The following is a 19,554-nucleotide window of genomic DNA, read 5'->3' as shown; positions in this document are numbered from 1 at the left end:
CCACATCATGAACCAAGCGAACATCCTGATCATTGGCGGCGGCATCGGCGGGCTTACCGCCGCCATCGCGCTGCGCCGCCACGGCCATGTCGTCACCATCATCGAACGCGATCCCGACTGGACGGTGTACGGCGTCGGCATCATCCAGCAGTCGAACGTCGTGCGCGCGATGGACCAGCTGGGCCTGCTCGATGATTATCTCGATGCGGGCATCGGCTTTGATCATGTCGAGATCTATGCGCCGCACGGCGTGCGCGTGGCACGCATTCCGGCGCATCGGCTGGTCGAAGGCAAGCCGGCCAACATCGGCATCGCCCGCCCGGCCTTGCACCGCGTGCTTGGCACCCGGGCAAAGGCCGCCGGGACCGAGGTGCGGCTGGGCGTGACGGTGACGGCGCTGGTCGACGACGGTCAGGGTGTCGATGTCAGCTTCTCGGACGGCACCACCGGCCGCTACGACTTCGTTGTCGGTGCCGATGGAGTCTATTCGGCGACGCGGGCAATGGTGTTGCCCGAGGCGAAGGGGCCAAGTTTCACCGGCCAGTCGGTATGGCGCTACAATTTTCCCCGGCCCGAAGGTCTCGACAGCCTGCATGCCTACGAAGGGCCGATCGGCGTCGGGCTTGTCCCGATCGGGCCGACCCTGATGTACATGTATGTGACGACGCCTGAGCCGGGCAATCCGCGTTACCCGAACGAAGGCCTTGCAGCGGCCATGCGCGCCAAGCTGGCCGGCCTGCCGCCCGCCATCACCGCTCTTGCCGCCGGTATCACCGACGATGCCGGCGTGGTTTACAAGCCGCTGGAATATCTGCTGGTCGAAGGCGACTGGCACCGCGGCCGGGTTGTGCTCGTGGGGGACGCCGTCCACGCCACCACCCCGCACCTGGGCCAGGGTGCCGGCATGGCGATCGAGGATGGCATCGTGCTGGCCGAGGAAATCGCCCGCGCCGACAGCCCGCAAGCCGCATTTGCCGCTTATCGCGCCCGGCGGTTCGACCGCTGTGCCTGGATCTGCCGCGCCTCGCTGGGCATCTGTCACGGCCAACTCGGCCTTGCCCCGCCCGGCAACATGGCCGCGATCAATTCCGAAATGTTCGCGCGCGTCGCCGAACCGATCTGACCCCCGATCTGGAGTATCTCATGTCCCGCGTCACCGAAATTCGTTATGTCGGCTATGCCCTTCCCGAGCTGGATGATGAGCGCAGCTTCTACCGCGACATCTGGGGTCTGAAAGAGACTCATGTCGAAGATGGCATGGTGTGGCTGGCCGCCCAAGGCGCCGACGAGCCCGCCGTGGTGCGACTGCGCGCGGCAGCCACCAAGCGGGTCGATGTCATTGCCCTCGCCGCCGACACCGCCGCCGATGTGGAGGCGCTGCACGACCGCGTCGTGGCGGCCGGCTGCCGCATCATCCACGGCCCGCAGGATCTGGCCGGCCCGTTCGGCGGCTTTGGCTTCCGCTTCTTCTCTCCGGATGGGCTGCCGTTCGAGATTTCCAGCGGCGTCACCCGGGGCACGGCCCGTCAGTTGGTGCGTTGGGAGGGTGTGCCGGTCAAGATCAGCCACATTGTGCTGCACGCCCCAGATCACAAGGCGATGGCGACCTTCTTCACCGACGTGCTTGGCTTCCGCGTGTCGGACTGGCTGGGCGACTTCATGGTGTTCCTGCGGTGCAATTCGGCGCATCACCGCCTCGCGATCCTGCCCGGCCCGCCCTGCCTCAACCATGTCGCCTATGACATGCTGAGCGTCGACGACATGATGCGCGGCCTGAAGCGGTTGCGCCACGCAGGCACCGACGTGCGCTGGGGCCCTGGCCGCCACACGGCCGGGAACAATACGTTCAGCTATTTCACCACCCCGGCCGGCTTCGCCGTCGAATATACGTCGGAGCTTGAGGACGTGGATTTCGAACACCACCAGTCGACCGTGTACACACCCGGCCCGCAGGTGATGGACCAGTGGGGCATCGGCGTCGGCGGCCCGCAGACGATGCCGACTCCCGCGCCCGATCCGGGCCTGTTCCAGCCGGCGGAGGTTTAAGTCATGGCGTTATTCGAGTATTTTCCCAATTATATCTGGAACTTGTCTGTCGCCATCGCGATGGAGAGCGGCGGCCAGATCGGTGAGATCATCGACATGAGCCAGCCGATCCGCGATGCGGCGGCCAATGGCGCCGATGCCGGCACGCCGCAATTCATGGCGCAATGGGTCGCTGTCGCAGATCGGCTGCTGGGGCTCGCCGACGAAGACGAGGCCAAGGGCCGGGCAATCAGCGCGGCCAACAAGCTCGAACGCGCCGCGTTGTACATGTTCACCGCCGAACGGATGCAGGGCCGTGGCTCGCCTGGCCGCACCGAGGCCTATGCCAGGGCCCGCGCCACCTTCGACCGGTCAACGCGGCTGGGGCGCATAAACCGGGAACGCGTGGAGATCCCGCTCGAAAACGGCACCATGCCGGCGCTGTGGACCCGCGCGCCCGGCGACGGGCCAAAGCCAGCCGTCGTCTATTGCAACGGCCTCGATAGCTGCAAGGAGCTGCTCTATTGGTCGCGCCTGCCCGAAGCACTGGCCCGGCGCGGCATCTCGACCTTGTGCGTCGACCAGCCCGGCAGCGGCGAGGCCCTGCGGCTGCAAAACCTGCCCGTCGATCCGCACAGCGAAAATTGGGCGTCAAAGGCCGTCGATTGGCTCGAACAACAGGCCGATGTTGACCTTGCCCGTCTCGGGATGACCGGTATCAGCCTGGGCGGCCATTTCGCGCCGCGCGCCGTCGCCTATGAATCACGTTTTGCGTCCGGTGCGGTGTGGGGCGCCAATCACAATTGGCGCGAAGTGCAGGACAAGCGCCTGAAGCGCGAGGGTGAGAACCCGATTCCCCATTACTGGGCCCATGTGATGTGGGCGTTTGGCGCCGCCGACATGGACGATTTTTTCGCCAGATCGAACGACATGAACCTCAATGGCCACATGGACCGCATCCGCGTGCCATTTCTGGTGACCCATGGCGCGCACGACCGGCAGATCAGCGTCGATTATGCGCATGATCTTTATGATCAGCTCATCAATTCGCCGCGGCGGGAAAAGCTGATCTTCACGGCCCGCGAAGGGGGAGTCGAACATGTCGGCGCCGACAACATGAGCTATGGCCGCGACGCTATCGCCGACTGGTTCGCCGAAACATTGGGCGGCCGTGCCGCATGAGCGCCTGCATCGCCAGCGGCCGTGTCGCCACCCCCAATGCCAGCCGCTACCTGCAGCAACTGGCGAAGCACTTCGCCCACAAGCTGCCGGTCACATCCGACGCCATCCATGCCGAGATGATCTTCCCCAAGGACGCACGCGGCGCCGCATGGCCGGCAGATGCGCAGGTGGTGCTGGGTGCGGCGGAAGACGCGCTGTCGGTAACGATCTCCGCTTCGGCTGAAGGCCAGCGCGACGGGTTGAAGCGCGCCATCGCCGACCATATCGACCGCTTCGCCTTCCGCGAGGCGCCGCTGGCCTGGGTATGGAGCGACCATTGATTGCTGCGGCCCAGCATATCCGGCGGGAAAGTGCCATCGGCCTGGCGATCAATGCCATGTTGTCGGCGTTGTTTTTCCTTCTGGTCTTTGGTCGCGGCGGGCCGGTGCAGGTGTGGGGCGCCGCAGGGCTGATCAGCGATTGTCTGCCACAGGGCTTCATGGTCGGCCTGATGTCAAGCGCCGTGCCGGGCATGCTGGCAGCGCGCCAGCGACGCAGCGGCCGGCTGGCATCGCTTCCGGGCCGTATCCGGGGACCACAGGGGCTGATCTTGCGATCCCTGATGTTCGCCGCCGCATCGGCTGCAGTGCTCGTGGTGCTAGCGGCCGGGCTGGCGACGGCGATGGGTGAAATTGCCGTCGCCTGGTGGCCGGCCCTTGCCATGAAGATCACCGCCGGCGGCCTCCTTGGCGCTGCGGTTACGGCGCTCGGCCTTCGTGCCACGCTGCGCCAGACCTTTTAGCCTTCATCACGTCACCGGCAGCAACCGACAGGAACGACCATGCACCTTGCGACCCTTCCCGATGGCAGCCCCGACGGCCGGCTTGTCGTGGTTTCGCCCGATCATCGGCGCTGCTTGCCGGCCGGCGGCATCGCCGCAACGCTGCAGCAGGCCCTGGAAGCCTGGGATCGCGCCGAGCCTGCGCTGCGCGCGTTGGTCGCGCAGCTTGCCGCCGGGGCGGGGGACGCTTTCGATGCCACCGCCGCGCTCGCGCCGCTGCCACGCGCCTGGCAGTGGCTGGATGGTTCCGCCTATGAAAGCCACGGCGATCTGATGCAGAAGGTGTTCGGCATGGATCCGATCCCGCGCGACCGGCCGCTGATGTATCAGGGCCTGTCTGACCGGTTCTTGCCTGCGACCGCCGATGTGCCGCTGCCGTCCGAAGCCGATGGCATCGATTTCGAGGGCGAATTCGGGGTCATCGTCGATGCTGTGCCGATGGGCATCACGGCAGAACAAGCGCTGTCGCACATCCGTCTGGTTGTGCAGATCAATGATTGGTCGCTGCGCGCCATTGCGCCGATCGAGATGAAGACCGGCTTCGGCTGGGTGCAGGCCAAGCCTGCCTGCGCGATGGCGCCAGTTGCAGTGACGCCCGACGCACTCGGCGCGCACTGGCGCGATGGGCGTGTCGATCTGGCGCTGGATGTCTGGTGGAACGGGAATCGGTTCGGCGCGGCCCAGGGCTATCCGATGGCGTTCGGTTTCCACGAGTTGGTTGCCCACGCTGCCCGCAGCCGGCATCTTGTCGCCGGCACGATCATCGGTTCGGGCACGGTCTCCAACGCCAATTTCCGCGAGGTTGGGTCGTCGTGCATCGCCGAGCGGCGCGGTATCGAACTGCTCGATCTGGGCGAGGTGAAAACCGGCTTCATGCACTTTGGCGAGCGTGTGAGGATGGAAGCCACGCTGCCGGGCGGCGCGCCGCTGTTCGGCGCCATCGACCAGCGCGTCGTCCCAGCCCACTGAGCCTGATCTCATTGAGTCTGATCCCAAGGAGCCTGAATCATGCGCATCATCGACCTTTCGATCACACTCGAAAATGACGTCATCACCGATCCACCGTTCATGCGGCCGAAGATCGACTATCAACTGCACGGCGATACGGTGAAAGAGGCGCAGACTTTCTTCCCCGGTGTTGAAGCCGACCAGTTTCCCGGCGGCGAAGGCTTTGCCGCCGCCGAGATGGTGCAGCTTTCCACGCACAACGGCACCCACCTCGATGCGCCTTGGCACTTCCATCCCACCATGGACGGCGGCAAGCCGGCGATGACCATCGACGAGGTGCCGCTTGACTGGTGCTTCCGGCCCGGCGTCAAGCTGGACTTCCGTCACCTGCCCGATGGCCATGTCGTGACGGCGGAAGAGGTCGAGGCCGAGCTGGCCCGCATCGGATACACGCTGCAGCCGATGGACATCGTGCTGGTCAACACCGCCGCCGGCATGGCGCTGGGCGATCCGAACTTCGTCAATCGCGGCTGCGGCATGGGCTATGAAGCGACCATGTATCTGCTCGAACGCGGCGTCCGCGTCACCGGCACCGATGCCTGGTCGTGGGACGCGCCGTTCAGCTATACGGCGCAAAAGGTGGCCGAAACCGGCGACACCAGCCTGATCTGGGAAGGCCACAAGGCCGGCCGCGACATCGGCTATTGCCACCTTGAAAAGCTGCACAATCTCGAAGCGCTGCCGCCGTTCGGCTACACGGTTGCCTGCTTTCCGCACAAGGTGAAGCGCGGCTCGGCGGGCTGGACCCGGGCCGTCGCGATCTTCAATGACTGAGGCAGCGCCGGTCATCGTGACAGGAGCCGGCGGATTTGTCGGTCGCACGCTGGTGACGTTGCTGCTGGAGCAGGGGCAAAGCGTCACCGCGATCGACACCACGCTGGCACCGCAGCCGGGCATGACCGCAATTGTCGGCGACCTTGCCGATCCTGATGTGCGCCGTGCGGCGTTGGCGGGCGGCTGCGGGGCGCTGGTGCACCTGGCCACGGTGCCCGGCGGTGCGGCGGAAGCCGATCCGGAACGGGCATGGCAAGTGAATGTCGCGGCGGCACGCCAGTTGCTGGGCGAGGTTGCAGCGGTGGCCGACCGGCCGCGCGTGGTATTTGCCAGCTCGATTGCCGTGTTTGGCGAGGCGATGCCGGCCGCCGGTGTGGATGATGATACGCCGCTGTCACCACATCTTCATTACGGTGCGCACAAGGCAATGGTCGAAACGCTGGTGGCGATGCAGTCCAATCGCCGTGCCCTCGACGGACTATCGCTGCGCCTGCCTGGCATCGTGGCGCGCCCGCCGGCGCGATCAGGGCTGAAATCAGCGTTTTTGAGCGACCTGTTCACCGCGCTGCGCGCCCATCGGGCCTTTGTCTGTCCCGTGTCGGCCAACGGCACCGTGTGGCTGCAATCGGTGCGCCGGTGCGCGGAAAATCTTGGCCATGCCCTGTCGATCGCGACCGACAACCTGCCGGCGGCCCGCGCCTGCACGCTGCCCGCCCTGCGGGTGACGGTCGGTGATCTGGTCATGGCAATCGCACAGGCCGCGGGCGCCGATCCAGCGCTGGTGACTTATCGCCCTGACCCTGGGCTGGAACGCGCCTTTGCCGCACAGCCGCCGCTGACCACCCGCATGGCCGACAGGCTTGGCTTCCGGCACGATGGCGATCTTGCCAGCCTGGTGGCCAACGCCCTCGCCACGCTGCCCACGCAACAAGGAGATGCCGCATGAGCCACAAACCGGGCACCCCGGTGCGCCGCATTGTCACCGGTCATGATGCCGGTGGACTTGCCGTTGTGGCCAGCGAGGCCAGCTTCGATGCTGTGGACATTCCCAGCGGCGATGCCGCCTTCTGCCTGGTCTGGACGGCGCCGAACCTGCCTGCCGACAACATGGATCCCGTCGATGGTCGCGACCGCGCGGCCGGGCTGACCGTGCACGGCGGCTCGGTGATCCGGATCGTGGACATGCACCCAGGCTGCGCATCGCCGATGCACCGGACCAACAGCCTCGATTATGGCATCGTGCTGTCAGGCGAGGTTTGCTTGGAACTGGACGACGGCAGCGTGACCCGCCTGACTCCGGGCGACTTCATCGTCCAGCGAGGAACGATGCACCTGTGGCGCAATCCCAGCCCGACCGAAGGCTGCCGGATCGCCTTCGTGTTGACCGCGGCCATGCCGGTCAGCGTTGCCGGCCAGGAATTGCCGGAAGTGTTGCCCGCCTGATCATTCTGCTGGTCTGGCCCAGGCGCAGGCACGGCATGCGCCGTTTAGCCATGCAGCCCGGACGTTGTCCGATATCGGCGTAACCAGCCTGTTCTGGGAAAGCCACAAGTTCGGCCGGGACTTTGGCCATTGCCGTCTCAAGACGCTGCACAACTTCGCCGCGCTTCTGCAGGGCCGCTTCCCGGTTGCCCGCTGACCGCGCAAGGTGATGCGCGGACCGCGCGTTGGACGCGCGCCGTCGCCATCTTTACCGCATGAAATCCGGCAGGCCGCCCGCGGGAACGGGACGATTGTTGCACTGAGACGAACAGGGCAGGTCAAGATCCCCCCAATTGGCACGCGTCTGCCGCAAAATTGGTCAAGCCAATATGGCTTGATGCTGGACGCGAAACGGGTGAAAGCCATGCTTTGATACGCCGCGGGTGGATCTCATAAGCGCCGCTGATGCGAATCTATCGATTCTATAAATTTGAAACTTATTGTTCTGACCCATACCGTAAAATCGGTAAGGCCGATTTTAATGCGGCCATGGGGAGGACGAGGCTTATGCGCCATACAGCTTGGTTGCTGGCATCAGTTGGCTTGATCGGTATCGAAGCAACCGCCATGGCACAGGCCGCCCCGGCCGTGCGGGCGCCCCAGGCGACCGCAGCCGCCGACAAAATTGACGGCGACGTGAGCGAGATCGTTGTCACCGGTTCACGCATCGATCGCGCCGGCTTCACCGCTCCCACGCCAACGACGGTAGTCGGTGCGGCGGTTCTGGAACAGCGCGCCGCGGTCAATATTGCCGATGTCCTGAACGAAGTGCCGGCGTTCCGCCGCACGTCCGCGCCGGAATCGGGCGGCATCGGCAATCGCGGTCTGAACAGCGTCGATCTTCGCGGCCTGACTCCGGTGCGGACGCTGGTGCTGCTCGACAAATTGCGGCTGCCCGGCGCCACCTTCCCCGGCCAATCCATCGCCGGCGTGCCGGATCTCAACACGATCCCGACGGTATTGATTGCGCAAGCCGATGTTGTCACCGGCGGCGCTTCGGCGGCCTATGGCTCCGACGCGGTTGCCGGCGTCGTCAACCTGCAGATCAATACGAAGCTCAATGGAATCAAGGGCAATGTCCAGTACGGTCAGACCCGCTACAATGATGCCAGGGACTATTTTGCCTCGCTGGCGGCTGGCACTGATTTTGCCGGCGGGCGCGGCCATGTCGTGATCGGCGGCGAGTACAACAAGAACAACGGCACCGATCTGTTCAACACCAGGCGGGATTGGGGCATGCGCAATGTCGGTCTGGTGGCCGTGTCGGGGACCCGCCCGGCCGACCTGCCGGCGAACCTGGTTGCCGACAATGTGCTGTTCGGCACGCTGACCCCGGGCGGCCTCATCACGCCGACGGTGGCCGGCAATCCGGCGGCGCTGCGCAACCTGCAGTTCGTCGCCAACGCCGATGGCACGGTGACGACCGCGCCGTTCAACGCCGGGCTTTATCAGGGCCAGGTCGGGACTTCGATGGTTGGCGGCAGCAACGTCAATCCCTATCAGGTGCTGCGCGCGAGAACCGAACGCTGGAACTTGCTGGCCGAAGCCCATTACGATCTGACCGACAATGTCACCGTGTGGATCGAGCCAGCCTATTCCCGGTTCACGTCGTACAATATCTCGGCGCAGATTCGGGCTGCGACCGGCGGCACCGCGCCGTTCATCGTTTTCCGGCAAGACAACGCCTTCCTGCGCCAGGCTCTGACGACGGCGCAGCAGGCGCTCGTGCCGGCCGGCGGGCTCAGCATCGGCTATCTCGGCAATGATTTCGGTCCGGCGAAGGTGCGCCTGCAAAATGATGTCGCGCGCCTGGTTGGCGGCCTGAAGGGCACATTCGGTGACAAATGGCGCTGGGATGTCAGCGGTCAATACGCCCGCAGCACCAGCCGCCAGGATACGTCCGTGGCGCCGATCACGGCCAACTTCAATGCGGCCATCGATGCGGTTCAGGTGACGGCGGCGAATGTCGGCAGCTCCGGGCAGACGATCGGGTCGATCGTTTGCCGCTCGACGCTGACCACACCCACCAATGGCTGCGTGCCGATCAACATCCTCGGCACCGCCAAATTCACCCCCGCCGCCTATGCTTATGCCTTCGGCACGGCCAATGCCCGCACCGTCACGTCGCTCACGGAATTTGTGGCCAACCTGAACGGCGAACCCTTCTCGCTGTGGGCGGGGCCGGTGTCGGTCGGGGTCGGTGCCGAATATCGCCGCGACACGCTGAAAACCGGTGTCGATGCGATCAGCCAGGCCGGTCAGTTCGGGGTGCAGACTCCCCGCAACTTCCTGTTTGCCAGCCAGAATGTGAAGGAAGCCTATGCCGAGGTGATCGTGCCGCTGCTGGCTGCGGACAGCTTCCCCGGAGAATTGAACTTCAACGGCGCCGGCCGCATCACCGATTACAGCTATTCCGGTTCGGTGACGACCTGGAAGACCGGCCTGACCTGGAAGCCCGTGTCCGGCCTCCTGCTGCGTGGCACGCTTTCGCGTGACATCCGCGCACCCACCTTGCCCGAACTGCTGACGCCCAACGTCGCGAGCGTGCCCCGCCCGCTCACGCAGGGCGGGACGGCCGATCTGCGCACCAATTTCGTTGGTCGTGCCTATGCCTTCGATACCTTCACCGGCGGCAGCGCCACGCTGACTCCGGAAAAGGCCGATACGCTGACCGCCGGCGTGGTGCTGACGCCGCAGGGGCTGGACAACCGGCTGCAGCTCTCGGTCGATTTCTATCGCATCAGCGTGAAGAACGCCATCGGTGCGCTGGGTGCAGCCACCTCGATCCAGAATTGTACCGCCGGTGGCGTGGCTTCGGTCAGCAACCCGTTCTGCGGGCTGATCACCTTTTCGAACAATGATCTGGTCAATGGTGCGATCCTGTCGGTCAATGCGGCGAACGCCAACTTCGCCGAGTTCAGGACCAAGGGCTTCGACTTCGCGTTGCGCTATCTCCAGCCGCTCGATGCCATCAGCGCCAGTCTGCCGGGCCGGGTGTCGTTCACGGCGCAGGCAACGCATGTCATCGAATATCGCGCGTCGACCGACGTGTCGGTGCTCTACCCGACCGGCGTCAACCGTGCCGGCCAGACCGGCGCCCTGTTCGGCGGTACGCCGGGTCTGCCCAACTGGGTCGTCAATGCGACACTCGATTATCGGGTCGGCAAGTTCGATATCAACGGGCAGCTGCGCTACATCAGCGAAAGCCGCCAGAACAACGCCCTGATCGGCCCTGATCAGGCGAACTACAGCCCAACTCTGTTCAACAGTATCAACAACAATATCATTCCGTCGGTCGCCTATTTCAATCTGGGCATGAGCTATGACCTGGCGATCGGCGGCAACCGCACGGAACTGTATCTGACCATCAACAATCTGTTCAACCGCAGCCCGCCGCTGCCCGCCATCAACAACAATGCCTATTATGATCTGCTTGGCCGGTCGTACCGCGTCGGCGTCCGGTTCGGCTTCTGACCATGCGGCGGGAAACGGCCACGTTCGTTGCCCGCCGCCAAAATCCGAGTGGGGAGATCGCAGCATGTCCTGCCGGCGAATGATCCCCGTTCTGCTGGTGCTGGGCGGCAATATGTCCCCGGTAACGGCGGCGCCGGTGCAGATCAACGGCGGATTGGTCGAGGGTGTCCGGCGCGGCGACGCCGTCGCCTATCTGGGCGTGGCTTATGCGGCGGCACCGATCGGCCCCGACCGCTGGCGTCCGCCGCAGCCAGCGCCCGCGTGGCCGGGTGTGCGCGCCGCAGACACTTATGGCGCGCCCTGCGCGCAGGCACCGCTTCGCGGCCTGACACAGCTTTCCGATGCCAGCCGCGAGGATTGCCTCACGCTCATGGCGCTACCGATCGCCGGATTTCGGCAATGATGACCCGATCCTGGGCGAATTTCGCGGCCACCGGCAATCCCAACGGCAAGGGGCTGCCGCGATGGCCGCGCCACGACACACACCGCGGCGCCTATCTTCGTTTCGCGACCGCCTTCGCGGGTGACGCGCTGGCTGCGACCGGCCTGCGCGCGCCATACTGCAACCTCATCAATTCTGGTCACCGCAACCGGCAAGGAGCCGCATCATGAAGAGCATCCACAGCAGGATTGGACGGGCGCTTTGCCTGGGCGGCGTGATCGCTGCATTGGCGCTGCCGGCTGTCGCTCTGGCGCAGCCCGTGCAGCCGGCGGCGCGGCCGGCCGTGCCGCAGATGCGGTCGCGGCTGATGACTACCCTGACCGGTTATGAAGTCAGCGAGTATCTCAAGCGCAACGACGTGCTGTACGTACCGGTCGGCCCGACGGAATCGAACGGCGGCAGTCCGACGGACGTCGAATATGTCATTCCGCTCGCTTATGCCCTGAAGCTGGCCGAGAAGAGCGACGGCCTGGTGATGCCCTATCTGGCCTATTTCTATCCCGGCGGCACCACCACCAGCCCGGCCACTGTTCATGTCTCGACCTCGGAAAGCCTGCCGTATCTGAAGGCACTGACCCGCTCGCTGATCCGCCAGGGCTTCCGTCGGATCATCTTCCTGACCTCGCATGGCCCGTCGGGCAACACGATGTTGCCGCTGGTGCGCGAGACATTCGACGAACTGCATGCGCCGGTGCTGTGGATGGACACCGGCATGGTCAGGGCCGCACTGCCGCCTGGCCAGCGACCGGGCTTCGGCGAAGGCGGACCGGACGGGCGCAAGCATGTCACTTACGGCGCCTACCAGATCGTTGGCCGCCTGAACGACCTGCCCGTGGGACTCAGCGAGCCGAAACATGAATTTCCAAAGGATACGAGCAACTTGTCGCGCTTTGTGCCCCCGTTCAACGGCACGCCCGCTGGCAGTTTCTATGCCGACCCGTCCGAACATGGTGGCTGGGTCGAGGCTGTGACCACCCAGCAGCGCGACGAATGGGGTGCCAAGGGGGCCGCACTGATCTCCGGGCAGGTAGAGGCCTTTGACGCGAACGGCATGCTGGATGCGTTGCGCAAGCGCGACCAGTTCACCAAGACGCTGGAGAAGGCATACGGTACATTGCTGCCGGGGTCTGCGCGCTGACACGGAACAACCATGCCGCAGAAAAGGGAATCGAAGATGGTCGCAAAGCGTAGCGCCGGTAAAGGTGCCCTTTTGGGCCGGCAGGTGGCGGCCATCCTGCTGCTGGGCACGGCGACAGTGCCAGCCAGGCTGTGCGCGCAGCCGGCTGCAGCCGCCGCCCGCAGTGTTTCCGAACTCGCCGAGGGTTGGCGGTTCCGGCATGACAATGCGCTGGCCGGCGCGGAAATGCCGGGCTTTGCCGATGATGCGTGGGATCGGGTGCGCGTTCCGCACACCTGGAATCGGGCAGGCTATTATATCGACGGCGCGGCTGGCCACATCAACACGCCGGACAATGTCAACAAGGTACAGGGCGTCGGCTGGTACAGGCTTTCGTTCGATCGACCGGCATTGGCCAAGGGGCAGCGCGTCTGGCTGGAGTTCGATGCCGCCAGTCGCACCGCGCAGATCTGGCTGAATGGCGTGCTGCTGGGCCGCCACGATGGCGGCTTCTCCCGCTTCCGCTTCGACGCCACGGCCGCGCTGCGGCCCGGCGGCAATTTGCTGGCCGTGCGTGTCGACAGCAGTCAGCCAAAGGCCGGCGGGCCGACCGCGGACATCCTGCCGCTGACGGGTGACTTCTTCGTCCACGGCGGGCTGTATCGGCCGGTCCGGATGGTGGTGACCTCCCCCGTCCATATCGATCTTGCCGACCATGGCGGCCCAGGGGTCTATGCTACGACGACAGCGATCGGCAGCGGCACGGCCACGGTCTCCGTGCGCACCCGGCTTACCAACGACGGCAAGGGGCTGGCGAAACTGCAGCTGGTCACGCGCCTTCTGGATGCCGGCGGCCAGGCCGTCGCCACGACCGAAACACCCGTTACACTGGCGGCTGGCACCACGCTGGAATTGCCGCAGACGCTGTCCGTGAGCGATCCACACCTGTGGCAGGGCGCCGCCGATCCCTATCTCCATACGCTCGATGTCAGCGTGCAGCAGGCGCGTGGCGCGGTGCTGGACCGGCTGACCCAGACGTTCGGTATCCGCCAGGTGCGGCTTGATGCCGATCGCGGCTTCTTTCTGAATGGCAAGCCGCTGCGCCTGCACGGTGTTGGCCTGCATCAGGATCGCGAAGGCAAAGGCTGGGCGCTGACTCAAGCCGACATCGCCGATGATGTCGCCACCATCCGCGACATGGGCGCCAACACGATCCGCCTCACCCATTACCAGCACGGTCAGGCGATCCACGACGTTGCCGACCGTACCGGCGTGATCCTGTGGGACGAAATTCCGCTGGTCACCGGCTGGACGCTGGGGCCCAGCCAGACCGAGGCCAACCCGGCGCTGGTCGAAAACGCCCGGCAGCAGCTGCTGGAAATGGTGCGGCAGAATTTCAATCACCCTTCGGTTGCCGTGTGGGGCATTGCCAACGAAGTCGATTTCGGCACTGGCCGGCCCGATTTCCTGGGGGCCGGCCCCAAGGTAGCGCCCGATCCGATGCCGCTGCTGAAGATGCTGAACGGCCTGGTGAAGCAGGAGGATGGCAGCCGCCCGACCGCGATTGCCACCTGTTGCGAGGAACGCGGCATGCAACAGGTGCCGCTGACATCGGAAGCGACCGATGCCGCCGGCGCCAACCGCTATTTCGGCTGGTATTATGGCAAGATCGACGAACTGTCGGCGCATCTGGACGGCCTACATGCCAAGCGCCCCGGCCAGCCGCTGTCGGTGAGCGAATATGGCGGCGGTGGCGCCTTGGCTCAGGCGACCGACGATCCGCTCGGTGGCCCCATCGAACTGGCAGGGCGCACCCAGCCCGAAGCCTATCAGACGTGGCTGCACGAGAAGAATTGGGCGATCCTGAAATCCAAGCCCTATCTGTGGGCAACCTGGCTGTGGAACAGTTTCGATTTCGCCACCACCGTCCGCCACGAAGGCGACAGCGAGGACATCAACACCAAGGGATTGGTTTCATACGACCGGCGTATCAAGAAGGACGCCTATTTCTACTATCGCGCAAACTGGTCAGACGCGCCGACGGTCCACATCACCGGCCGTCGCTATGTGAACCGCGCCTATCCCGTCACTGACGTGAGGGTCTACAGCAACGCGCCGGTGACCGAGCTGACGCTGAATGGCCAATCCCTGGGCGAACGGCGCAACTGCCCGGACCGCATCTGCACTTGGCCGGCGGTGCGCCTTGCCGCCGGCGAAAACCGGCTGACGGCAAAGGGCATGTTCGCCGGTGGCCCCACCGGCGACAGCATCGATTGGCAACTCGCCCCCGGGGCGGCAGCGGCATTCCGCATCGATGCCGGTACGGTCATCGCAGCAAAGGTGGGGGGACGCCAGTTCGGCTCCGACGCGTTCTTCACCGGGGGCGAGGCCGGCACGGCCGACACGCCGGGTGGCCGCGGCCGCCGGCCGGTGCTGGTCGCCATCGCCGGCAGCCCCGACCGCGATCTTCTGGCCAGCTTTCGTGAGGGCGACTTCGCCTATCGCCTGCCGCTGGCTGACGGCCGCTACATGGTGACCTTGCATTTCGTCGAGCCAAAAGCCGCGAAGGCTGAGCGGGTGTTCGACGTGAGCGCCAACGGCCAGCCATTGCTGACCCGCTTCGACATTGCCACCACCGCCGGCGCGCCGCTCACCGCCGTTAGCCGGAGCCTGCCGGTCACCGTGACCGGTGGCGAGTTGCGCCTCGATTTCCGCGGTGTGACCGGCAAGGCGCTGGTGTCTGCCATCGAAGTGGTGCCGGCCACGAACTGAGCATCGGCATAAGGGGGCCGCGTGTCGAAGGTTCGGCCGTGGCCCCGGACGTTGCAGGAGTCCGACAGTGCGCAAGCAACACCCGCATTCCCGCTCGCGCCGCGATGTGCTGAAGGCCGCAGGCGCCATGATGGGTGGCACCTATCGCCCGGATCAGAACTTCGGCCAGGGCGCGGCGGGACGAAATTGAACATGAACGACCAAAGCCGCTCTCCGGTTCGAAGGCGCTTGCCGCTGCGCTGGTGGATCATCGCCCTGGTGACGCTGGGGACCATTCTCAATTATCTGGCCCGTTCGACCCTTTCGGTCGCCGCACCCACGCTCAAGGAAGCGTTCGGGATGTCGACCGAGGATTACAGCTGGGTCGTGCTGGCGTTTCAGGCCAGCTATACCGTCATGCAGACTGTCGCCGGCAGCATTCTTGATGTGCTTGGCACACGGCTGGGCTTCTTCCTGTTTGCCGTGGGCTGGGCGCTGGCCAACACGGCCCATGCGCTGGCCACCGGGACCATCAGCCTCGCGGCCTTTCGCGCCCTGCTGGGCGCCACCGAGGCCGCCGCCATCCCGGCCGGCACCAAAACCGTGGCCGAATGGTTCCCGGCCCGCGAGCGGCCACTGGCCACCAGCCTGTTCCAGATGGGCACCAGCGTCGGCAACATGATCGCACCGCCGCTGGTGGCCTTCTGCATCCTGGTCTGGAACTGGCAATCCGCCTTCGTCGTCACCGGTGCGCTCAGCCTGGCGTGGGCAGGGCTGTGGTGGTTCGGCTATCGCGCGCCGAATGATCATCCCGGCCTGACCGACGCCGAACGCGCCGAAATCAGGGCGGGCCAGATCACGCAAGGTGAAGAGCGCCCCGCCACCCGCGCCGCCATTTTGCGGAACCGCGGTTTCTGGGCCATTGCCGTGCCGCGCTTCCTTGCCGAGCCGGCATGGCAGACGTTCAATTTCTTCATTCCGCTCTATCTGGTTGCGGTCTGGCACCTCGATCTCAAATCGATTGCGCTATGGGCATGGCTGCCGTTCCTGGCGGCCGATTTTGGCAGTCTTGCCGCCGGGCTGCTGCCCAACTGGCTGATCCGCCGCGGCGCTTCGCTGCTGGGCTCGCGAAAGATCACGATGTCGCTGGGGGCATTGTGCATGCTGGGGCCGGCCTGCATCGGGTTGGCCACATCACCGGGCGTGGCGATCGCGCTTTTCTGTGTGGGGGGATTTGCCCACCAGATGCTGAATGGCGCGCTGATCACGCTTTGCGCCGATGTTTTCGATGCCCGCACCGTCGGCACGGCCACCGGCATGGCCGGCACGTCGGCCTGGGTGGGCGGCATGCTGTTCACGCTGCTGATCGGCCAGAGTGCCGACCAGTTCGGCTACAACCCGCTGTTTGTCGCGCTGGCTGCGCTTGATCTGATGGGCGCAGCCGTGCTGTGGACGCTGCTCAGGGATCGGTAACCCGCCGCGGTCAGTCACGGGCCGGGATGGCGCCCGGTCGCATGATCGTCCAGCCGGCCAGCGCGTGGCCGGCGCGTGCGGCCTGCTCCATGCTCTGCCCATTCAAGCGGGCAGCGAGATAGCCGGCGTTGAACGCGTCCCCGGCACCGCTGGTATCAACCGGCTGCAACAGCTTCGCGGGCGGCACGTCCACACCACCTGGCAGCAGACAGCCGTCGGCGCCGGTTTTCACGATCGTTTCCGCACAGCCCAGGCCCTGCCAGTGTGCGGCAACGGCAGCGGCCGTTCGGGTATCGGCCAGGCGCATTTCATCTTCAAGGGTGGGCAATCCGATGGTCGCGAAGGCGATCGCGGCATCTCGGGCCGCGCGCGCGGCATCTGCCGATGGCCACAGCTGGGGGCGATAATTGCCGTCGAACGCCACCTGCCCGCCGCGTTCCCGCACCCGGCGGGCCAGAGTCAACAGACGTTGCCGCCCTTCGGCGGGCAGGATGGCCAGCGTGATCAACGAGAAAGCCAGCAGGTCGGCGCTGGCCACCCGTTCTTCCACCGCGACGATGCCTGGGCACGCGAACAAGGCGCGAGCGGCGCTGGTCTCGCGCCAATAGGTGAAACTGCGTTCGCCATGATGGTCGGTGGTGATGGCATACAGGCCCGGTTGACGGGTTGGATGGGTGAGCACCAGGCTGGTATCAAGCCCTTCGGCCTGCCAATCGGCCCTGAGGCCGGCGCTGAATGCATCCTGGCCAAGTGCGGTGAGATAGGCGGTGTGAAACCCGGCGCGCGCAAGATGGACAGCCGTGTTCAGCGTGTCGCCACCAAAGCCCATTTGCCAGGCGCCTGCGGCCCGGCGAAGTTCCAGCATGGCTTCGCCGACAAGGACGACCCGGGCCAACTACCAATTCCACATCGTCCCGTCTGCCAGCCGGGCGACCGGCAGATAGGCGGGCTTGTAAGGATATCTGGCGGCAAGATCCTCGTCGATGTCGACCCCGTGCCCCGGCGTTTCGCCACAGAACATATAGCCAGCCGCGAACCGGTAGTCGTGCGGGAACACGGCGTCGGTCGCCTCGCTGTGCCGCATATATTCCTGGATACCGAAATTGGGCACCCAGCTATCGAAATGCAGGGCGCAACCCATGGTAACCGGCGACAGGTCGGTGGCGCCATGACAGCCGGTGCGGATCTGGTAGAGGCTCGCCAGATCGGCAATGCGGCGCAGATGGGTCAGACCGCCGGCGCCGACAACGGTGCAGCGGATATAGTCGATCAGCTGGTTCTGGATCAGGTCCTTGGCGTCCCAGATCGTGTTGAAGATCTCGCCCACCGCCAGTGGTGTCACCGTGTGCTGGCGCACCAGCTTGAACGCCTCCTGGTTCTCCGCCGGGGTGACATCTTCCAGCCAGAACAGCTGATACGGCTCCAGCATCTTGCCCAGGTTTGCAGCCTCCTGCGGCGTGTAGCGGTGGTGGCCATCATGCAGGAGATGATGATCGAAGCCATAGGTCTTGCGCAATTCTTCGAACAGGCGCGGGACATAGTTCAGCGCCTGGCGCGTGTCCCACCCGGTGACGGAGGGCAGCGCCGCGTCGGCCGGCTCGTAGTAAAGCTTCCCGCGCCCGACGCCATAGGCATCCTTGATACCGGGCACGCCGGTCTGGGCGCGGATCGCCTTGTAGCCCATCTCGATATACTGGCCGACGGCTTCCACCGTTTCGGCGATGTCACTGCCGTTGGCATGGCCATAGACCATCACGCCATCGCGGCTGCGCCCGCCCAGCAGCTGGTAGAGCGGCATGCCGGCCAGCTTGGCCTTGATGTCCCACAGCGCCATGTCGACGGCGGCGATGGCGCGCATCGTCACCGGCCCGCGCCGCCAATAGGCGCCGCGGTAAAGATATTGCCAGATATCCTCGATCCGTTGCGGATCCATGCCGATCAGGCAGGGAATCACATGGTCTTCCAGATAAGCGACAACGGATTTTTCCCGCCCGTTCAGCGTGCCATCGCCGATGCCGTGAACGCCCTGATCCGTGACGATCTTCAGCGTGACAAAATTGCGCCCCGGGCAGGTGACGATGACTTTGGCGGAAACGATGCGCATGACCGAACCAATCCCTTACAGGCGGCAAACCAACGTGGTAGTGTCTTGACCAACAGTTTTTGGCCTGTCAAGTTCGACACAATTGGTCAGGCCGATGTCGGGGCAGACATGAACGAAACGCACACCCAGGATCGGCTGTATCAGGATTTGGCGCACCGGCTGATGGGCGCCCTGGCCTCTGGTCGATATGCCATTGGTGATAGGCTGCCGGCGGAGCGCGAACTGTCGCTGACCTATTCCGTCAGCCGGCCGACCGTGCGCGAAGCCATGATCGCACTGGAAGTGCAAGGCCTGGTGGAAGTGCGGGTGGGGTCTGGCGCCTATGTGCGCCGGCTGCCGGGGCGCGATGACATTCCGGGCTTTGGCATCACGGCTTTTGAATTGACGGAAGCCCGCCTGATGTTCGAGGGCGAGGCGGCCGCGCTGGCGGCAAGCCAGATCAGCGACGATGAACTACGGCAACTGGATGAGCTGGTGCGGGACATCGAGGCGGAGAACCTGGCCCCAGGCGGCAGCGAACAGGCTGATCGCGCCTTCCATCTCGCCATTGCCCGTGCCGGCCGCAACACGGCGGTCGTCAACACCATCGAAGCGCTCTGGAACTTGCGGGCCAATTCGCCCGAAAGCGCCCTGCTGCACGCAAAGGCCCGCAGTGCCAACGTCAAGCCGGTGGTGGAGGAGCATGCCGCCATCGTGGCTGCGCTGCGCACCCGTGATCCGGCCGCAGCCCGATCCGCGATGCGCGCCCACCTGGCGGCCGTGCTGGATTCGCTGCTGTTTGCGACCGAGGAACGGGCCATCGCCGCAGCCCGACGCGAAATCGACGCCAAGCGGCGACGCTATGCCGGAAGTGCCGGTTGATCGCCATGCGGGTCGTGCGGCACAAATTTCTGGCCGGTTGT

Annotated in this window: 20 protein-coding genes; 18 read left to right on the top strand and 2 right to left on the bottom strand. The window is 65.3% G+C overall.

Translation table 11 applies throughout. The features are described from left to right. Positions 1-7 precede the first annotated feature (7 nt). From AC6UUM_RS07745 to AC6UUM_RS07665, 17 genes are all read left to right on the top strand, one after another. Positions 8-1,123, top strand: coding sequence for an FAD-dependent oxidoreductase (locus tag AC6UUM_RS07745; RefSeq protein WP_500804748.1), 1,116 nt, complete (start codon positions 8-10; stop codon positions 1,121-1,123). 20 nt (positions 1,124-1,143) lie between these two features. Continuing rightward, positions 1,144-2,046, top strand: a complete 903-nt coding sequence (locus AC6UUM_RS07740) for a VOC family protein (RefSeq protein WP_500804747.1) — start codon at positions 1,144-1,146, stop codon at positions 2,044-2,046. A 3-nt stretch (positions 2,047-2,049) separates the two neighbouring features. After that, entirely contained in the window at positions 2,050-3,207 is a 1,158-nt protein-coding gene (locus AC6UUM_RS07735) for an alpha/beta hydrolase family protein (protein ID WP_500804746.1), read from the top strand. After that, positions 3,204-3,527, top strand: coding sequence for a DUF2218 domain-containing protein (locus AC6UUM_RS07730; RefSeq protein WP_500804745.1), 324 nt, complete (start codon positions 3,204-3,206; stop codon positions 3,525-3,527). The genes AC6UUM_RS07735 and AC6UUM_RS07730 overlap by 4 nt, the downstream gene beginning before the upstream one ends. Next, a complete protein-coding gene (locus AC6UUM_RS07725; RefSeq protein ID WP_500804744.1) occupies positions 3,524-3,988 on the top strand; it encodes a hypothetical protein in 465 nt (154 codons plus the stop codon). Before AC6UUM_RS07730 ends, AC6UUM_RS07725 begins: the two co-directional genes overlap by 4 nt. Positions 3,989-4,027: 39 nt before the next feature. Next, positions 4,028-4,996: a fumarylacetoacetate hydrolase family protein gene (locus tag AC6UUM_RS07720; protein WP_500804743.1), complete on the top strand. Its 969-nt coding sequence runs from the start codon at positions 4,028-4,030 to the stop codon at positions 4,994-4,996. 39 nt (positions 4,997-5,035) lie between these two features. Further along, positions 5,036-5,809, top strand: coding sequence for a cyclase family protein (locus AC6UUM_RS07715; protein ID WP_500804742.1), 774 nt, complete (start codon positions 5,036-5,038; stop codon positions 5,807-5,809). Then, on the top strand, positions 5,802-6,755 hold the full coding sequence (locus AC6UUM_RS07710; protein WP_500804741.1) for an NAD-dependent epimerase/dehydratase family protein: 954 nt from the start codon (positions 5,802-5,804) through the stop codon (positions 6,753-6,755). The genes AC6UUM_RS07715 and AC6UUM_RS07710 overlap by 8 nt, the downstream gene beginning before the upstream one ends. Further along, positions 6,752-7,252 carry a cupin domain-containing protein gene (locus AC6UUM_RS07705; RefSeq protein WP_500804740.1) on the top strand — a complete coding sequence of 167 codons (501 nt, stop codon included), beginning with the start codon at positions 6,752-6,754 and terminating at the stop codon, positions 7,250-7,252. Before AC6UUM_RS07710 ends, AC6UUM_RS07705 begins: the two co-directional genes overlap by 4 nt. Positions 7,253-7,316: 64 nt before the next feature. After that, the gene (locus tag AC6UUM_RS07700; RefSeq protein ID WP_500804739.1) at positions 7,317-7,448 is read left to right on the top strand and encodes a hypothetical protein; all 132 of its coding nucleotides are present in this window, start codon (positions 7,317-7,319) and stop codon (positions 7,446-7,448) included. A gap of 248 nt (positions 7,449-7,696) precedes the next feature. Continuing rightward, positions 7,697-10,765, top strand: a complete 3,069-nt coding sequence (locus AC6UUM_RS07695; protein ID WP_500804738.1) for a TonB-dependent receptor domain-containing protein — start codon at positions 7,697-7,699, stop codon at positions 10,763-10,765. Between the two features lie 79 nt (positions 10,766-10,844). Then, a complete protein-coding gene (locus AC6UUM_RS07690) occupies positions 10,845-11,168 on the top strand; it encodes a carboxylesterase family protein (RefSeq protein ID WP_500804737.1) in 324 nt (107 codons plus the stop codon). Further along, positions 11,165-11,377: a hypothetical protein gene (locus tag AC6UUM_RS07685; protein WP_500804736.1), complete on the top strand. Its 213-nt coding sequence runs from the start codon at positions 11,165-11,167 to the stop codon at positions 11,375-11,377. The genes AC6UUM_RS07690 and AC6UUM_RS07685 overlap by 4 nt, the downstream gene beginning before the upstream one ends. After that, positions 11,374-12,345: a creatininase family protein gene (locus AC6UUM_RS07680; RefSeq protein ID WP_500804735.1), complete on the top strand. Its 972-nt coding sequence runs from the start codon at positions 11,374-11,376 to the stop codon at positions 12,343-12,345. The genes AC6UUM_RS07685 and AC6UUM_RS07680 overlap by 4 nt, the downstream gene beginning before the upstream one ends. A 36-nt stretch (positions 12,346-12,381) precedes the next feature. Then, positions 12,382-15,096 (top strand): glycoside hydrolase family 2 TIM barrel-domain containing protein, encoded by a 2,715-nt coding sequence (locus tag AC6UUM_RS07675; protein ID WP_500804734.1) that lies wholly within the window; start codon positions 12,382-12,384, stop codon positions 15,094-15,096. Between the two features lie 67 nt (positions 15,097-15,163). After that, positions 15,164-15,286 (top strand): hypothetical protein, encoded by a 123-nt coding sequence (locus tag AC6UUM_RS07670; RefSeq protein ID WP_500804733.1) that lies wholly within the window; start codon positions 15,164-15,166, stop codon positions 15,284-15,286. 2 nt (positions 15,287-15,288) lie between these two features. Continuing rightward, a complete protein-coding gene (locus AC6UUM_RS07665; protein ID WP_500804732.1) occupies positions 15,289-16,548 on the top strand; it encodes an MFS transporter in 1,260 nt (419 codons plus the stop codon). Between the two features lie 10 nt (positions 16,549-16,558). Here AC6UUM_RS07665 and AC6UUM_RS07660 read toward each other — a convergent pair whose 3' ends face one another. Together AC6UUM_RS07660 and manD are read right to left on the bottom strand one after the other, a co-directional pair. Next, entirely contained in the window at positions 16,559-17,443 is an 885-nt protein-coding gene (locus tag AC6UUM_RS07660; protein ID WP_500804731.1) for a sugar kinase, read from the bottom strand. After that, positions 17,444-18,652 (bottom strand): D-mannonate dehydratase ManD, encoded by a 1,209-nt coding sequence (manD, locus tag AC6UUM_RS07655; RefSeq protein ID WP_500804730.1) that lies wholly within the window; start codon positions 18,650-18,652, stop codon positions 17,444-17,446. Between the two features lie 108 nt (positions 18,653-18,760). On the opposite strand from manD, the gene AC6UUM_RS07650 reads away from it, so the two are divergent. Then, positions 18,761-19,513 (top strand): FadR/GntR family transcriptional regulator, encoded by a 753-nt coding sequence (locus tag AC6UUM_RS07650; RefSeq protein WP_500804729.1) that lies wholly within the window; start codon positions 18,761-18,763, stop codon positions 19,511-19,513. Positions 19,514-19,554 lie beyond the last annotated feature (41 nt).

The organism is Sandarakinorhabdus sp. (assembly GCF_987265915.1).
The sequence above is the reverse complement of the archived record's forward strand: the minus strand, read 5'-3'. Positions and strand labels throughout refer to the sequence as shown.

What these genes read in the sequence shown, in the direction of transcription:
- AC6UUM_RS07745 (WP_500804748.1), top strand. Translation starts at nt 8, where the DNA reads ATGAACCAAGCGAACATCCTGATCATTGGCGGCGGCATCGGCGGGCTT.
- AC6UUM_RS07740 (WP_500804747.1), top strand. Translation starts at nt 1,144, where the DNA reads ATGTCCCGCGTCACCGAAATTCGTTATGTCGGCTATGCCCTTCCCGAG.
- AC6UUM_RS07735 (WP_500804746.1), top strand. Translation starts at nt 2,050, where the DNA reads ATGGCGTTATTCGAGTATTTTCCCAATTATATCTGGAACTTGTCTGTC.
- AC6UUM_RS07730 (WP_500804745.1), top strand. Translation starts at nt 3,204, where the DNA reads ATGAGCGCCTGCATCGCCAGCGGCCGTGTCGCCACCCCCAATGCCAGC.
- AC6UUM_RS07720 (WP_500804743.1), top strand. Translation starts at nt 4,028, where the DNA reads ATGCACCTTGCGACCCTTCCCGATGGCAGCCCCGACGGCCGGCTTGTC.
- AC6UUM_RS07715 (WP_500804742.1), top strand. Translation starts at nt 5,036, where the DNA reads ATGCGCATCATCGACCTTTCGATCACACTCGAAAATGACGTCATCACC.
- AC6UUM_RS07710 (WP_500804741.1), top strand. Translation starts at nt 5,802, where the DNA reads ATGACTGAGGCAGCGCCGGTCATCGTGACAGGAGCCGGCGGATTTGTC.
- AC6UUM_RS07705 (WP_500804740.1), top strand. Translation starts at nt 6,752, where the DNA reads ATGAGCCACAAACCGGGCACCCCGGTGCGCCGCATTGTCACCGGTCAT.
- AC6UUM_RS07695 (WP_500804738.1), top strand. Translation starts at nt 7,697, where the DNA reads ATGCGAATCTATCGATTCTATAAATTTGAAACTTATTGTTCTGACCCA.
- AC6UUM_RS07690 (WP_500804737.1), top strand. Translation starts at nt 10,845, where the DNA reads ATGATCCCCGTTCTGCTGGTGCTGGGCGGCAATATGTCCCCGGTAACG.
- AC6UUM_RS07685 (WP_500804736.1), top strand. Translation starts at nt 11,165, where the DNA reads ATGATGACCCGATCCTGGGCGAATTTCGCGGCCACCGGCAATCCCAAC.
- AC6UUM_RS07680 (WP_500804735.1), top strand. Translation starts at nt 11,374, where the DNA reads ATGAAGAGCATCCACAGCAGGATTGGACGGGCGCTTTGCCTGGGCGGC.
- AC6UUM_RS07675 (WP_500804734.1), top strand. Translation starts at nt 12,382, where the DNA reads ATGGTCGCAAAGCGTAGCGCCGGTAAAGGTGCCCTTTTGGGCCGGCAG.
- AC6UUM_RS07665 (WP_500804732.1), top strand. Translation starts at nt 15,289, where the DNA reads ATGAACGACCAAAGCCGCTCTCCGGTTCGAAGGCGCTTGCCGCTGCGC.
- manD (WP_500804730.1), bottom strand. Translation starts at nt 18,652, where the DNA reads ATGCGCATCGTTTCCGCCAAAGTCATCGTCACCTGCCCGGGGCGCAAT.
- AC6UUM_RS07650 (WP_500804729.1), top strand. Translation starts at nt 18,761, where the DNA reads ATGAACGAAACGCACACCCAGGATCGGCTGTATCAGGATTTGGCGCAC.